The 14,369-nt window shown below is 37.3% G+C and carries 15 protein-coding genes and 2 tRNA genes; 12 read left to right on the top strand and 5 right to left on the bottom strand.

The features are described from left to right. The first annotated feature begins 59 nt into the window (after positions 1-59). Entirely contained in the window at positions 60-1,277 is a 1,218-nt protein-coding gene (locus ACQ2HF_RS06470; RefSeq protein WP_432412708.1) for a 3-deoxy-D-manno-octulosonic acid transferase, read from the top strand. On the opposite strand, the gene ACQ2HF_RS06465 is transcribed toward ACQ2HF_RS06470, so the two are convergent. Beyond that, a complete protein-coding gene (locus ACQ2HF_RS06465; RefSeq protein ID WP_432412707.1) occupies positions 1,274-1,927 on the bottom strand; it encodes a DUF2461 domain-containing protein in 654 nt (217 codons plus the stop codon). The two genes, ACQ2HF_RS06470 and ACQ2HF_RS06465, sit on opposite strands and share 4 nt — an antisense overlap. A 123-nt stretch (positions 1,928-2,050) precedes the next feature. Between ACQ2HF_RS06465 and ACQ2HF_RS06460 the strand changes: the two genes are divergently transcribed. The 3 genes from ACQ2HF_RS06460 to ACQ2HF_RS06450 are packed head-to-tail and all read left to right on the top strand — an operon-like array spanning position 2,051 to position 2,777. After that, positions 2,051-2,269: a hypothetical protein gene (locus ACQ2HF_RS06460; protein WP_432412706.1), complete on the top strand. Its 219-nt coding sequence runs from the start codon at positions 2,051-2,053 to the stop codon at positions 2,267-2,269. Positions 2,270-2,301: 32 nt separating this feature from the next. Then, on the top strand, positions 2,302-2,511 hold the full coding sequence (locus ACQ2HF_RS06455; RefSeq protein WP_432412705.1) for a hypothetical protein: 210 nt from the start codon (positions 2,302-2,304) through the stop codon (positions 2,509-2,511). Positions 2,512-2,531: 20 nt separating this feature from the next. After that, positions 2,532-2,777: a hypothetical protein gene (locus tag ACQ2HF_RS06450; RefSeq protein ID WP_432412704.1), complete on the top strand. Its 246-nt coding sequence runs from the start codon at positions 2,532-2,534 to the stop codon at positions 2,775-2,777. 52 nt (positions 2,778-2,829) lie between these two features. On the opposite strand, the gene ACQ2HF_RS06445 is transcribed toward ACQ2HF_RS06450, so the two are convergent. Next, positions 2,830-3,600 carry a LexA family transcriptional regulator gene (locus tag ACQ2HF_RS06445; RefSeq protein ID WP_432413061.1) on the bottom strand — a complete coding sequence of 257 codons (771 nt, stop codon included), beginning with the start codon at positions 3,598-3,600 and terminating at the stop codon, positions 2,830-2,832. Between the two features lie 100 nt (positions 3,601-3,700). Here ACQ2HF_RS06445 and ACQ2HF_RS06440 point away from each other — a divergent pair, with 100 nt between their 5' ends. The 7 genes from ACQ2HF_RS06440 to ACQ2HF_RS06410 all read left to right on the top strand — a co-directional run bounded on the left by ACQ2HF_RS06440 (position 3,701) and on the right by ACQ2HF_RS06410 (position 7,350). After that, the gene (locus ACQ2HF_RS06440; RefSeq protein WP_432412703.1) at positions 3,701-4,987 is read left to right on the top strand and encodes a putative DNA modification/repair radical SAM protein; all 1,287 of its coding nucleotides are present in this window, start codon (positions 3,701-3,703) and stop codon (positions 4,985-4,987) included. Further along, the gene (locus ACQ2HF_RS06435; protein ID WP_432412702.1) at positions 4,984-5,763 is read left to right on the top strand and encodes a TIGR03915 family putative DNA repair protein; all 780 of its coding nucleotides are present in this window, start codon (positions 4,984-4,986) and stop codon (positions 5,761-5,763) included. The genes ACQ2HF_RS06440 and ACQ2HF_RS06435 overlap by 4 nt, the downstream gene beginning before the upstream one ends. A 36-nt stretch (positions 5,764-5,799) precedes the next feature. Continuing rightward, positions 5,800-6,042 (top strand): hypothetical protein, encoded by a 243-nt coding sequence (locus ACQ2HF_RS06430; RefSeq protein WP_432412701.1) that lies wholly within the window; start codon positions 5,800-5,802, stop codon positions 6,040-6,042. 321 nt (positions 6,043-6,363) lie between these two features. After that, a complete protein-coding gene (locus ACQ2HF_RS06425; RefSeq protein WP_432412700.1) occupies positions 6,364-6,486 on the top strand; it encodes a hypothetical protein in 123 nt (40 codons plus the stop codon). A 22-nt stretch (positions 6,487-6,508) separates the two neighbouring features. Beyond that, a complete protein-coding gene (locus ACQ2HF_RS06420) occupies positions 6,509-6,958 on the top strand; it encodes a hypothetical protein (protein ID WP_432412699.1) in 450 nt (149 codons plus the stop codon). Between the two features lie 111 nt (positions 6,959-7,069). Next, a tRNA-Gly gene (locus ACQ2HF_RS06415) sits at positions 7,070-7,142 on the top strand. 122 nt (positions 7,143-7,264) lie between these two features. Beyond that, positions 7,265-7,350: transfer RNA gene (locus tag ACQ2HF_RS06410), tRNA-Leu, on the top strand. A 202-nt stretch (positions 7,351-7,552) separates the two neighbouring features. Here ACQ2HF_RS06410 and mutS read toward each other — a convergent pair. After that, positions 7,553-10,186: a DNA mismatch repair protein MutS gene (gene mutS, locus ACQ2HF_RS06405; protein ID WP_432412698.1), complete on the bottom strand. Its 2,634-nt coding sequence runs from the start codon at positions 10,184-10,186 to the stop codon at positions 7,553-7,555. A gap of 240 nt (positions 10,187-10,426) precedes the next feature. After that, positions 10,427-12,271 (bottom strand): cystathionine beta-synthase, encoded by a 1,845-nt coding sequence (locus ACQ2HF_RS06400; protein WP_432412697.1) that lies wholly within the window; start codon positions 12,269-12,271, stop codon positions 10,427-10,429. Positions 12,272-12,575: 304 nt separating this feature from the next. On the opposite strand from ACQ2HF_RS06400, the gene ACQ2HF_RS06395 reads away from it, so the two are divergent. Next, complete coding sequence (locus tag ACQ2HF_RS06395; RefSeq protein ID WP_432412696.1) at positions 12,576-13,115, top strand: RNA methyltransferase; 540 nt, start codon at positions 12,576-12,578, stop codon at positions 13,113-13,115. 119 nt (positions 13,116-13,234) lie between these two features. Here the strand turns inward: ACQ2HF_RS06395 and folK are convergent, their stop codons facing one another. After that, positions 13,235-14,341, bottom strand: coding sequence for a 2-amino-4-hydroxy-6-hydroxymethyldihydropteridine diphosphokinase (gene folK / locus ACQ2HF_RS06390; protein ID WP_432412695.1), 1,107 nt, complete (start codon positions 14,339-14,341; stop codon positions 13,235-13,237). Positions 14,342-14,369: the final 28 nt, after the last annotated feature.

The raw sequence follows: 14,369 nt of genomic DNA, 5'->3' as shown, positions 1-14,369 counted from the left end.
CCGTAATTTTCCTAATTTAGCTGCCTGTGGGGACACTTTACAACATAGCGACGTATATAATGAGTTTTTTTCTCTGGCTTTCGCAAGTCTTTAGTAAAAAGATGAAACTTTTTATAGGGGGTCGGCAAAGAACTTTTTCCATTTTGAAGGAAAAAATAAAATCTACGGACCAAACTCTTTGGTTTCATTGCGCATCCTTGGGGGAATTTGAACAGGGATTTCCCATTATGGAAGCTATAAAAAAACAATATCCTACCTACAAAATTGTGGTTTCGTTTTTTTCACCTTCAGGATATGAAATTAAAAAAAATACTCCCATCGCAGATGCCGTAGTTTATTTACCTATGGACACACGCGCCAGCGCACGTAAATTTGTTGAGTTGGTGCACCCAACAGTAGCATTTTTTGTGAAATACGAATTTTGGCCTAATTATCTTTTTCAGCTGAAGAAACAGGGAGTGCATGCACTTTTAATTTCTGGTGTTTTTAGGGAGAATCAAGTGTTTTTCAAATCTTACGGAAGTTTTATGCGAAATGCCCTGCAAAGTTTTAACCATATTTTTGTACAGACAAAAAGTTCCGAAGTGCTACTTAAAAAAATTGGAATGAACCAAGTTTCAGTAAGTGGAGACACTAGATTTGACAGGGTTTCTCACCAAATTGAGCAGGATAATTCGCTTGAATTTATGGAAGCATTTAAAGGCGATTCACTCTGTGTGGTCTGTGGAAGTACATGGCCCGAAGATGAAACAGTGTTGTTACCATTTATAAATAGCTCCAAAAATATAAAGTTTGTAATTGCGCCCCATAAAATGGATGTTGGGAAGATCGATAGTTTTCAGAAAAAAATAAAACATACAGCCCTAAGATATTCTCAGCTAGATAGTGAAAGCAACAAACTTCCAGAAGCTTCAGTAATTATTATCGACACCATTGGATTACTCACAAAAATATATAGCTATGCCGACATAGCTTATGTGGGTGGCGCCATGGGAATTACAGGCCTACACAATATTTTAGAACCCGCAACATTTGGAGTGCCCGTTGTGATTGGCAAAAATTATGACGATTTCCCCGAAGCCGAAAGATTACAATCTCTGGCGGGGCTATTCAGTATAAAAAATGGAGAAGAATGTTCTGAGGTTCTCACAAAACTTACCGCTAACAATAACTTCAGAGATAAAACAGGTATGATTGCTGGTCATTTTGTAAATAGCAATACGGGTGCTACTGCTATGGTTTTAGAGTATTTCAAAAATTTAAAAGCTACCCCTTAAACCGTGACAGCTTCGTTTAAATATCTTCTAAAAGGCAACATTTCTTTATAGATGTTAAGCACCTTTTCTTCAAAGTTAGCACTCAACACTTCTTTTTGAGTAAGTTGAACTGAAACTGCAAAAGATTTTCGGCGCAGTAAATCTATATGCTGGTGGTCTTGCGAAAATCCCTTAGGAGCTGTTTTTAGTGGAGTATCTTCTACCAAACCACCAAACATAGCCTTAAAGCTCTTTTTTGCAAGAATTTTCTTTAACTCTTCACCATTGTAATCAATTGCCTGCCGGATGCTCTTCAAAATTTTTGAAGAAGGATGCCAGTAGCCACCACCTATAAAACTTTCGGTAGTGCCTAAATGAATGTAAAAATCGCCCTGTTTGCTTACTTGATCCAAACCAGCACCAAAATGATCTTTATAGATAGGCTTGTTTGGATGAAACATTAAATTATTATTGATGCGATTGATGGCTTTTTTGCCAGGAGTATCGAAATAGTATGGGTCAATTTCTGCTAGTTTTACATTCATAGTATGTAACCAGTCAATGTAGAAATCTCTTACAGCATGATACTGTTCGCGGTGTATGTCCATCCACTCCTTAGTATTGTTTTGCTGAAGTTCTTCTAAAAATTTATATAGTACAGAAAAGCTCATGTTTTATCTTTAAATCTACATAAACACAAACATTCGTCACAAAACTTTAATAAAACTTTACGACACGGCGAATGTTAAAAAACGTAGTTTTGTTTCATAATTTAACATTAACCACATTCAATTATGAAAAAAGTATTTATCATTGCAGCAGTATCTTGCGCTATTTTCGCAACCTCTTGTAGAGAAACTGAAACAAAAGAAGTGATTGTAGAGAGAGAAGTAGAAGTAAAAGTAGATTCTGAAGATGATGGCGGAATTCTAGAACGTGCTGCAAAAGAAGTTGACAAGGAAGTAAATGAAGAAATAGATAAAGGAATTGACAAAATTGGAAACGACGATTAACTTTAAATAAACACTAACATAAAACGAAACCCATGAAAAAAGTAATTTTAAGCCTAGCCGTAGTATTTACATTAAGTACAGCATTTGTATCATGTAGAGACACAAAAGAAACTAAAATTGAAGTTGAATCAGATGACGTAGCAGATGATGTTGAAGATGCTATCGATGACGCTGGAGACGCTGTAGAAGACGCTGCAGACGATGTTGAAGATGCCGTTACTGGTGAAGACGACAACTCATAAATTTTTAAACAACCTAAATTATGAAAAAAATCTTAATAGCTGGATTTACTATTTTAACGCTCGCAGTAACATTTACTTCTTGTAGAGATACGGAAGAAAAAACTCAAAAAGAGCAACTAATCGATAACGCTCAGGATGATGGAGCGAAAATTGAAGTAAAAGATGGTGGAGATAAGGTGAAAATTGAAAATCCTGACGGAAGCGAAACCAAAATCAAAACAGATGATGACGGTGATGTTAAAATCAAGACTGACGATAATTCATAACTCAAATAGAGTGAATTAAAGAAAAACGGCTTCAAAATTTGAAGCCGTTTTTTTATGTGTTCAAATTATTTATTTGTCCTTTTAATTCTTCCATAGATTGCTGCAATTGTCGCAATAAGGTACTTTCGGAAGGATCGTCCAAACCAAAGGTAAGCTTACTATTCACCAACCATAATTCCTGAATATTTTTCACTTCTACATCTATGGGGATATATTCTGGATTTAAAGAAATTAAACGAACTTTCTCTGGGGAGTTGGGGATTTTTTGAAGCTTCTTCACTAAAACTGAGTCGTTTAATACTACTATATAAATCTTGCTATCACTCGCCTCAGAAATACTTGGCACTGCTTTACCCAGCACCCATTCATTGGGCCTTATATTAGGCAACATGCTATCTCCTTCTACCTGAAAACCACGATAGGTAGCGTTTCTGTATTGCGGTAATGGAATATTAAATGCAGGCAAGGTTTCATACCAGCTTACATCTTGAATATTATGAGGATATCCGGCTGCTGCTTTCTGATTTACCAACAAAATAGTATCGTTATCTTCCTGGTCTATCGAGATAACTTTTGGCCCTACATTGCCCCCATCTACATCTAGATATTGCGTAAAACTTTTTCCAAATAACCACAACGGATTTATTTGAAACTGCCGCAACAACTCCATCACAATTTTACCGGAAATTTTAGTTTTCCCGCGTTCAATATCGGCTGTGGTAGCGCCAATTTCAAGTAGTTCAGCAAAAGATTGTTGGGTATGATGTTGCTCTTCCCTTATTTTTTTAAAGCGTCTAGCTTCAATAGATAATTTAGATTCCATAACCCGAAGATACTCTATTTTGGAATATATCCAAATTAATTTCGGATAAATTCCCATAAAAAGGAATATTTCCATATTTTTGTCTATATTCCATAATGCTATGAATTTTGAAAGAATTAAAGAAAAGTTGAATATTTTGGCAGATGCCGCTAAGTATGATGTATCCTGCTCTTCTAGCGGCAGTAAACGCGCTAATAAAAACAAAGGTTTGGGAGACAGCTCTGGAATGGGGATTTGCCATAGCTATACCGAAGACGGGCGTTGTGTTTCATTATTAAAAATTTTACTCACTAACCATTGTATTTTTGATTGTGCGTATTGCGTTACTCGCAAAAGCAACGATATAAAACGTGCGGCGTTCAAAGTTCAGGAGGTTGTGGATTTGACCATTGCATTTTATAGACGAAATTATATTGAAGGGCTTTTTTTAAGCAGCGGGATTTTTAAAGACGCGGACACTACGATGGAGCGCTTGGTACAAGTGGCAAAAAAACTTCGGGAAGAGGAAAATTTTAACGGCTATATTCATTTAAAATCTATTCCTGGCGCTAGTGATGAGCTCATGCGGGAAGCGGGTTTGTACGCAGATAGACTTTCGGTAAATATTGAAATTCCTTCAGAAAAAGGGTTGAAATTATTAGCACCAGATAAGAAAAGGGAAGATTTTATTAAGCCTATGGAAAAGGTCAAAAATGAAATTATTCAATACAAAGCGGAGAAGAAACTTATAAAAAGTACTCCTATTTACGCTCCAGCGGGTCAAAGCACACAAATGATTATTGGTGCCAGTGGTGAGACGGATGCTGAAATAATGTATACATCGGCTTATTATTACAAACAATTTAATATGAAACGCGTGTATTATTCGGGCTATATTCCTATTAGCTATGATACGCGTTTACCTTCTATTGGCACCGAAGTTCCTATGCTTCGGGAGAACAGATTATATCAAACAGATTGGTTACTTCGGTTTTATGGCTTTGATATTCGAGAGTTACTCAATAAAGAGTATCCTAATTTGGATAGTGACATAGACCCAAAATTAAGCTGGGCATTGCGTAATTTGCATCACTTTCCTATTGATATAAATAAGGCCGATAAGGTAATGCTAGCACGCATTCCTGGCGTGGGAATGAAATCGGTTTACAAAATAATTCAGGCAAGGCGCTTTAGAAAATTGAATTGGGAACATCTCAAAGCCATTGGTATTGCCATGAACCGGAGTAAATATTTTATGGTGTGCGATTCTAATCAATTTGAAAGAAAAGATAGAACTGCGGCACAAATAAAGAGCCTTATTTTACAACACTCCAATAGTAAATATCAAAAAACCTACAACCAACAACTCAATCTTTTTTCTTCTATAGAAACTCCCATAGCGGTATGAGAACCAAACTTGTTTACGATGGCTCTTTTGAAGGTTTTTTAAGCGCGGTGTTTCAAGTCTACGAGGAAAAACTCACTGAAGTTACTATTGAAAGAGAGATGCTGGCTACAGAAACGTTTTTTACTGAACCTAGCACAGTACTTACTGATCCTGAAAAAGCAAATCGCGTATGGAAAGGATTGGGAAACTATTGTTCAACAGAAGGTAAAAACAATATTTACAAAACATTTTTAAGCGAATTACCAGGAATCGAAAACACTTTACTTCATTATATAAACCGTTCATTTTCAGAAAAAAAACACATCGATAAAGATTTTACAGATCCTGAAATATTAAAAATTGCAAAAGTGGTAAAGATGGTAGGGCGTGAAAAACATAGGATGGATGCTTTTGTACGTTTTAGATTGACCAAAGACAATTTGTATTTTGCTACTGTTTCTCCAGACTTTAACGTGTTGCCGTTAAATGCGAAGCACTTTAAAAATAGATATGCAGACCAGCAATGGCTTATTTATGATTTAAAAAGAAAGTATGGCATTTATTATGACTTGAAGATGGTAAAGTATGTTGAACTTCAAGTTTCAGAAGGAATAAACAACACCTCTAAAGAGACCTATTATTTTACGAACGACGAGGTAGCATTTCAGGATCTTTGGAAAAACTATTTTAAAAGCACCAACATAAAATCACGCAAAAATATGAAGCTCCATCTGCAACACGTCCCAAGACGTTATTGGAAATATCTATCTGAAAAAGCACCAAATTTAAAAAAATGAGTATTTTTAAACCTTATTAACCATAAATCAACCCTTATGAAAAAAGTATTTTTAAGTTTTGCCGCATTGGCTTTACTAGTAAGTATATCTTCTTGTAGAGAAACTACTGGAGATAAAGCAGAAGAAGCTATAGAGGCCGCAGCAGAGGATACAGAAAATAATTTAGAAGCTGCAGGAGAAGCCATTGAAGAAGCCGCTGAAAAAACAGGGGACGCTATAGAGAACACTGTGGATAATTTGGATGAAGAGATGGACGGCACCGATGATATAGACAACTAAATTTCTTTACCTATTACATATTAAAAAAACCCTTTCAGTTAAAACTGAAAGGGTTTTTAAGTTAGCAGTTTTGCGGTATAAAAATTACCGGATTACAGCCCGCAAAATGCTTCCCATTATTGCTATAAAAAAACCAATCCAACCTTGTTTTAGCGTTTTTTTGGACCGTATTTTCATCGATTAAAAACATATTTATCCGATAAAAAGTTTAAAAAAAGGGATAAAACTACGCAAAACTTAGTAAATCAGCACTATAGGATAATTACTCATTTGCCCGTATCATTGTATCAACGAAAACAAATAATAACAAAACCTATACTTATGAAAAAACTTATGTTTATTTTAGCTGTACTTGCATTAGCGGCTAGCTGTACCCCAGAAGATCAAGCAACCAATGACCAACAAATTGATAAAGCAAAATACGAAGTTCCGCCAAACGGATAGGAAAAAAACCTTTATATCTGGGGTGTTGCTCTCACTATGTTTGGTAGCAACACCCTTTTTATTTTATATCTACAAATATGCTCCGGCAGAACCTGGTGTTACTTGGGATACCATATTTGGAACTTTAGAAGCTGGTAATTTTGGAACTGTGCAAGCATTTATGCATGCGCTTTTTACAAAAATCACCTTTGTATTAATTACTTCTATATGGTTTATTACCTCCAGAAATTGGTGGAAATATGCCATTCTTGTACCACTTACCATGTTTCTTTTCCAGCTATCCGGTGTAATTAATCATCAAATTCAATTTATAGACGAATTTGATTTCTTCTATTCTATCCCCGTAATTATTCCTATTTTATTACTCCTTATATTCATATCGTACCGTATTAGTAAAAGAAATGCGGTTGCCGAAGCCTTAAATGACGATGCCAATGAAGAAGTGAAAAAATTGATAAGTGACGACCTTTAAATATGCCACATAAAATAAATAAATTTTATACCCAATAAAGCTTTGTTAGTTTTGTAAAAGTTTTAAATTTGCAACCGCTTTCGATTAGAAAGCTTCGTTCTTATAAAATACGCGAAAATAGCTCAGCTGGTAGAGCGCCACCTTGCCAAGGTGGAGGTCGCGGGTTCGAATCCCGTTTTTCGCTCTGCTTCGATATATTTTTCAAAATTATTTTTTTGAAGAACACTCAGCAACCTCAAACGGTTAATGAGTGTAACAATTGAAGAAATACTACCTTTATGGCAGCGCATCTAGCGCAGTCTAACTGCTCGAGTGGTGGAATTGGTAGACACGCTGGACTTAAAATCCAGTGGGCAGTAATGTCCGTACGGGTTCAAGTCCCGTCTCGAGTACACAGGAGTAGAAAGCCAAGTCGACAGACTTGGCTTTTGCTTTTAAAAAATAGGATACTCACATCGAGTACTTTTTAAAAGTAATAAGCAATGCTTCTTGGTAGGATGGTGTTTTATTTTGACAATGTGGAATAGAACCCACTAACATGGACATCACGTTTTCAGCATGAAAGAACCTCTAGTTATCCAATTACAAGCCTTTTTATTTCTTAAACTTTACCGAAGCATTTCGTAGTAACATTCGCTTAATTTCGTTTAGCTTCATCAAAGCCTCTACAGGTGTCAAGGTATCAATATCGGTTTCTAGAATTTGATCTCTGATTTCTATCAACAAGGGATCGTCCAGATTAAAAAAGCTTAGTTGTAATTCATCTTTGGCAATGTCCTTCATTTTATCTGAAAGCTCTTCGGAAGAATGACTTTTCTCCAGACGTTCCAAAACTTTATTGGCTCGCTGCAATACAATCTGAGGCATCCCAGCCATTTTTGCTACATGAATTCCGAAGCTATGGTGCGAACCTCCCGGCACTAATTTACGCAGGAACAATACATGGTCCTTCAACTCTTTTACTGAAACATTATAATTCTTTATTCGGCTGAACGTTTCCGTCATTTCATTCAGCTCGTGATAATGCGTTGCAAATAACGTCTTCGCTTTGCTAGGATGTTCGTGTAGGTATTCACTAATAGCCCAAGCGATAGAAATACCATCATACGTACTCGTACCACGACCAATTTCATCTAGTAAAATCAAACTGCGTTCCGAAACATTATTCAAAATACTCGCCGTTTCATTCATCTCTACCATAAAAGTACTCTCGCCCATAGAAATGTTGTCGCTCGCTCCTACTCTAGTAAAAATTTTATCTACACACCCCATACGCACTGCTTTGGCTGGCACAAAACTCCCCATCTGAGCTAATAAAACAATTAAAGCGGTCTGTCTTAAAATAGCACTCTTACCACTCATATTGGGCCCCGTAATCATAATAAATTGCTGGTTGTCTCTATCCAGAAACACATCGTTCGCAATAAATGGACTATCTGGTGGTAGCTGTTGCTCAATCACAGGATGGCGCCCTTCCTTAATATCAAGGTCGAAGCTATCATCCAGTAATGGGCGCGTATATTTACTCTCCTTTGCGTGCGTGGCAAAAGATGCCAGGCAATCCAGCTCTGCCACCAAAGCCGCAGTTTGCTGTACAGGTGCAATAAACTGAAGCATCCATTGTACCATTTTAGCGAAAATTTCCTGCTCCAGGGCTAGTATTTTTTCTTCGGCACCCAGAATTTTAGTTTCATATTCTTTGAGCTCTTCGGTGATGTAGCGCTCTGCACTTACCAGGGTTTGTTTTCTAACCCACTCCTCCGGAACCTTGTCCTTATGTGTGTTGCGCACTTCAATATAATACCCAAATACATTATTAGAGGCAATTTTTAACGAGGTGATGCCCGTACGCTCACTTTCACGTTTTAACATGCCGTCCAGATATTCCTTGCCGCCCGTTGCAATGGCGCGGAGTTCATCTAGGGTTTCTGAAACACCCTTTGCAATAGCATTCCCTTTGCCAATGGCTACAGGAGATTCTTCTATGAGGGTTTCCGTTATTTTATTCCGAAGTAATTCACAGGTATTTAATTGCTCTCCGAGTATTTGAAGCGATTCGTTTTTGGATTGTGTTGCCAATGCTTTCAACGGAACCACAGCAGCCATAGAGTTTTTTAACTGCACCACTTCCCGCGGATGTATCTTTCCCGTGGCTGTTTTGGAAATAAGCCGTTCAAGATCACCCATTTTCTTGATATGCTGCTTTGCCTTTTCCAAAAGTTGCGGATTGTCCAACAAAAAGCTCACTACTTCATGGCGTCTGGTAATTTTTTCAGCATTTTTAAGGGGAAGCGCCAACCAACGTTTTAGCATCCGCCCACCCATAGGCGAAATGGTCTTGTCTATTACATCTAGCAGAGTCACTGCATTTTGCTGGGTACTATGATACAACTCCAGATTTCTAATAGTGAACCTATCCATCCACACATATTCGTCTTCGGCAATGCGGGCGAGTTTTGTGATATGTTTCAGGTTGTTGTGCTGTGTTTCTCCTAAATAATGCAAGGCGGCACCGCTGGCGATAGTTCCTGATTGTAAATGCGCTACCCCAAAACCTTTTAAGTTTTTAACATCAAAATGTTTTTGAAGTATTTCTGAAGTATAATCTTGCTGAAACACCCAATCCTCCATATAAAAGGTGTGGAAATTATCTCCAAAAGTGTCTAAAAATACTTTGCGTTTTTGTTTACTAAAAAGTACTTCACTAGGATTGAAGTTTTGCAACAACTTGTCTATATATTCTGAAGAACCTTCCGCAGTTAAAAACTCACCGGTAGAAACATCCAGGAAAGCAACGCCAACTTCAGAGAGATTGCCACTTGCACGGGAATTAAAATGTACCGCAGCCAAAAAGTTGTTGCTTTTACTCTGTAAAATATCATCATTGAGCGCAACGCCGGGTGTTATTAACTCTGTGACCCCTCGTTTTACAATGGTTTTAGTTAGCTTGGGATCTTCCAATTGGTCGCAAATGGCTACGCGACATCCTGCCATCACCAGTTTTGGCAAATACGTGTTTAAGCTATGGTGCGGAAAACCAGCCAACTCTGTTTGTTCGCCTCCATTATTTCTTGCCGTAAGGGTTATATTTAATATTTTGGCAGCCTTTACCGCATCACTCGAAAAGGTCTCATAAAAATCGCCAACCCTAAACAACAACATCGCATCAGGATATTTCGCCTTAATGGTGTTGTATTGCTTCATTAATGGGGTAACTTTCTTTGTCATCGAGTTTTATAATTTTGACCTATAAAAATACAGTAATCCCTCTTTTTATTGAAATTTATTAAGAATGAAGTTGTTGTGTTTTATTAACAACCGTAAAAAATTAAAGGTAAACATCAATAGTATGATCATTTGCATTATAGAAAGCATTGTGAAATTTAATTAGATACGTAGGCTTTTAGCGTATCATATTTCAAAAAACACTTACTACTTTACATGCATCTGGAGGTTTTCACGTCCTTTTTATATGGTCTCCACAAATTTTAAAAAAACTTTTTTATGAAGTTCAAGATCCAAATCGGGAGACAGTGACGCACGCACAATATAATCTTTATCGCCTTCTTTTGTCGTCCCTTGCGTGGAGGTTGCAGGTATAGTCCAATAACATCCCTGTAGCTGTCCATAGCTCACACAAAATTTACTTTCATTGGGAATTTCAGTAATCATTAAATTGATTAACTTAAGATTTAGAGCTCTTTTATAGGTTTCTTTTTCTTCATCTGTATTCCCTCTAGTGGGAAGGCCTAATGAAAACACGGAGGGTGTAAATCCTTGTTTTGCCAGGTCTTCTGAAACAAAATTAATTTTCGCAGCTGGTAATGTGTCTTTTATAAAGTTTACAAATTCACGTGTATTTTTATAGGCATCAAGAATTCTTTCATTCATAGAAGGCAGTTGCCTGGCCAGTATTTCATATTGCAGTGCTGTAGACTCATTGTCGCAAAGATTTAGATGCAGCGCTATGTGGTCCATAAGCGTTTCGGCATATTTATTTGCTACACAGTACCCAGCAGTACATTTTCCACCACTTGGAAATTTGGATCCACTAGCATAGGAAATCGCCCTAACCGTGGAGAGTATTTCACCTTCGCCTAAAAAGTGTACGTTAGGACAAAAGGTTTGATCCAAAATAAAAACCGGATCGATAGCTGGCTCTCCAGTTGCTGTTTTTCGTTTTTTACTTAAAACGTCTCTCAACTGCAGGAGATCTGGCACTTCCACCCTGGGGTTTGTTGGAATTTCGGCGATGATGTATGGGATGGCATCTTCTGCAGCAATTTTATGTAAAACTGCATCAATGCTTTTAACCATATCGTTATCTCCATCTACCGGCAAATCCACTATTTCAACATTCTCCAGACAAGCCGCAACACGTCTTGCCTGATCGTTTGTTCCGCCATAGCAATTGGGTGGCACAATAAATTTGATTGCCTTTTCTGAATGTTTTTCGACCGCATCGTGAATGAGCCCCATCATAATCGCATATTGTATAGAGAGTCCGCTAGAACCTACCAAAGGCGCTGCATTTGTACCTGTAATTTCTTTAATGCAATTTAATACGTGTGCTTTGTTTGTTTGAAGTGTACTTTTTTTAGTATCTGAAGAAGGTTGCCCTACAAGCAACTTTAAAGCAGTATAACAGTGGGCTGGCGTCATTGCAACGGTCTCTCGTCTTCGAACGTGCTGAATTTCTGAAACATACTCACTATTTTTTGCACCTTGTACTACTAAAACACTTCCCAAATGGCCATGAAGACTGATAAAAAAATCGACATTCGCATTAATTTCAATAGCACTTATTTCATCTTGTTCTGAAATAAGAATGGTACTGCCATCAAACGCAGCAATGGCCGCTACGTCCTCAACCTTCTTTAGCTCGAATGTATACCCATATATATTTCGTAGTATGTCAGCATCAAAAGACGTTGGTAATTTCTTGGTATATACAATCTGAGTTTTTTTATGATCTAATAAATTTTTTCTTAAAATAGCCAAAACAGGAACCGTTTCTGATTGAAAACTGATAACATTTTCTGGTTTAAGACCATGTAAATTAGCAATTCCCCATTCTAATATAGAAGATAATGGATGCCCCAATCGAATATAATCGTAGGCGGTTGGCAATGCTTCTAATGCCGATGGCGTGGAGATATTATCATTAAATAGAGTTTCAAACTGATCTAAAAATTGAGTTTTAGCCAAGGCTTCCTCGTAAATATCGAGCCGATGGGTTGTTAAATTTAACCAGCCAACAGGCATATTTTCCAGTACATCCTTAATATAGTGTCGCATTTTATTTTCTTTCATAACTCCCATTTTTAGATAGGTTGCAAAGATACAGGAACTAGGTTTTTTAAAAGTATTATAAGACGTTTTGTTACTTTACTATAGCAGTCTTAAAAATAGTTTTTTGCATACTTTTTTATCGTCAGCCACATAGATACTTGAATTTCAAAATAAACCTTCTAAGTAGGTATCTCCAAATCCAAAAACTAATTCTAACATCTATATTAAAACCCTTAAAAACATTAAAAGCCTGGATGGAATCTTGGCGTGTGATTTCTCCTGCCCTCGAAATGACTATTTCTTTAATGACCGTATCTTTACACCTATGAAAAACCGCAAACTCAAAAACAGCGAACTAGACCGCATAGACGCAAAAGCTTTTAAAGCAGCAGCCAAAACCCGCCTTATTATTATTTTGGACAACATTAGAAGTCTTAACAACATAGGTTCCGTTTTTAGAACGGCAGATGCGTTCTTAATTGAAAAAATATACCTCTGTGGCATTACCGCACAACCCCCACATAAAGATATTCAAAAAACCGCATTGGGAGCAACCGATAGTGTTACGTGGGAATATGCAGAAAGCACAGCAGTAGTTGTCAAGAAATTACAAGACGAGGGCGTTTTTGTAATCGCCATCGAGCAAGCGGAACTGTCTGTTCCATTACAGGAATTTTCAGTACAAAAAGCACTTACGTACGCTGTTATTTTTGGAAATGAGGTTAAAGGTGTGCAACAGGAAATAGTTTCTGAAAGTGATATCGTGATTGAAATCCCACAATATGGCACCAAGCATTCGTTGAATATTTCAGTGAGTTGTGGCGTGGTGGTTTGGGATATTTTCAGTAAGCTAAAAGAACTCTAAAGTTTTGAGTTAGAAATGCAGAACGATACATAAATTAGCATAGAAAGTAAAATCCCGTCCGTCGTGCATCTATTAGGCAAAGAATATAGGAAACAGTTCAACCACGAACTATAAACCAGTTAAGAAAGCAATTGCTTTAATACTTCCAAATACTCTTTTCTGTTTTTCACAAAGTCTATTTTTGAAACATCAATAATCTTCACCTTTTCCTGGGGTTGGGTTTTTATAAATTCGAAGTAACCTTCGTTAATTTTATTGAGGTATTCTGGAACAATTCCCTTTTCATACTTCCGGCCGCGCTTTTGGATGTTTTCTAGAAGCCTACCCGTATTCTGGTATAAGTACACGTATACATCTGGCTTGGGCAACTCCTTATGCATTAAGTTGAAAAGTTTCTTATACAGGTTAAATTCTTCGTCGGCTAGGGTGACTTTGGCAAATATTAAAGATTTGTAAGCATCATAATCGGTTACCACACATTCCTGAAACAAATCGAATTGAGTGATATCCTCCAACAATTGCTGGTAACGATCGGCCAAAAAAGACATTTCCAACGGAAACGCATACCGCGACTGGTCTTCATAAAACTTAGGTAAAAACGGATTGTCTTTAAAACGTTCCAGAATTAATTTTGCGTTAAAATCGGCTGCTATTTTGGTGGCCAGACTGGTTTTGCCTGCACCTATGTTGCCTTCTATGGCAATATAATTCAGTTTGGAAATATCGTAATCCTGTTTAGGATTGCGCAGCCATTTAGATTGTTTGGTGATGCTTCCTTTATCTTTAGTCTGCGACAATAATTTAATCACATTTTGCTGAAGCATAGGATGCACCAACTGCCCATTCACTTCGGCCAAAGGTTGCAGTACAAAAGTCCGTTCCTGCATTCTGGGATGTGGCACTTCCAATTCCTTTTCAGATAGTATTTCATCGTTAAAAAGTAAGATGTCTATATCAATAGTACGGGACGCATAGCCTTCCAAAGTTTTCTTTCGTTCCCTGCCCAGTTTCTTTTCAATTTTCTGAAGAGCTTTCAAGGTTTGCTTTGCGGTTAGGGAAGAACGAACCCATAGCACACAATTTAAGAATGCGTTGCCATCGAAGCCCATCGCTGGGGTTTCATACACCGAAGATATTTTATGCAAAGTACCTATTTCCACAAAAATAGCATCTACCGCTTGCTGTAAATACTCGAAACGGTTGCCAAGATTGCTCCCTAAAGACAAGTATATGTTGTTGTTATGATTGATATGC

Origin of the sequence: Rasiella sp. SM2506 (assembly GCF_050859505.1) — a bacterium.
Taxonomy (GTDB): Bacteria; Bacteroidota; Bacteroidia; order Flavobacteriales; family Flavobacteriaceae; genus Marinirhabdus.
This window is presented reverse-complemented; position numbering and strand designations above follow the sequence as displayed.

Coding starts and splice junctions, on each gene's coding strand:
- ACQ2HF_RS06445 (WP_432413061.1), bottom strand. CDS start 3,600: ATGGAATCTAAATTATCTATTGAAGCTAGACGCTTTAAAAAAATAAGG.
- ACQ2HF_RS06465 (WP_432412707.1), bottom strand. CDS start 1,927: ATGAGCTTTTCTGTACTATATAAATTTTTAGAAGAACTTCAGCAAAAC.
- ACQ2HF_RS06440 (WP_432412703.1), top strand. CDS start 3,701: ATGAATTTTGAAAGAATTAAAGAAAAGTTGAATATTTTGGCAGATGCC.
- ACQ2HF_RS06470 (WP_432412708.1), top strand. CDS start 60: ATGAGTTTTTTTCTCTGGCTTTCGCAAGTCTTTAGTAAAAAGATGAAA.
- ACQ2HF_RS06455 (WP_432412705.1), top strand. CDS start 2,302: ATGAAAAAAGTAATTTTAAGCCTAGCCGTAGTATTTACATTAAGTACA.
- ACQ2HF_RS06430 (WP_432412701.1), top strand. CDS start 5,800: ATGAAAAAAGTATTTTTAAGTTTTGCCGCATTGGCTTTACTAGTAAGT.
- mutS (WP_432412698.1), bottom strand. CDS start 10,186: ATGACAAAGAAAGTTACCCCATTAATGAAGCAATACAACACCATTAAG.
- ACQ2HF_RS06460 (WP_432412706.1), top strand. CDS start 2,051: ATGAAAAAAGTATTTATCATTGCAGCAGTATCTTGCGCTATTTTCGCA.
- ACQ2HF_RS06435 (WP_432412702.1), top strand. CDS start 4,984: ATGAGAACCAAACTTGTTTACGATGGCTCTTTTGAAGGTTTTTTAAGC.
- ACQ2HF_RS06395 (WP_432412696.1), top strand. CDS start 12,576: ATGAAAAACCGCAAACTCAAAAACAGCGAACTAGACCGCATAGACGCA.
- ACQ2HF_RS06425 (WP_432412700.1), top strand. CDS start 6,364: ATGAAAAAACTTATGTTTATTTTAGCTGTACTTGCATTAGCGGCTAGC.
- ACQ2HF_RS06400 (WP_432412697.1), bottom strand. CDS start 12,271: ATGAAAGAAAATAAAATGCGACACTATATTAAGGATGTACTGGAAAAT.
- ACQ2HF_RS06450 (WP_432412704.1), top strand. CDS start 2,532: ATGAAAAAAATCTTAATAGCTGGATTTACTATTTTAACGCTCGCAGTA.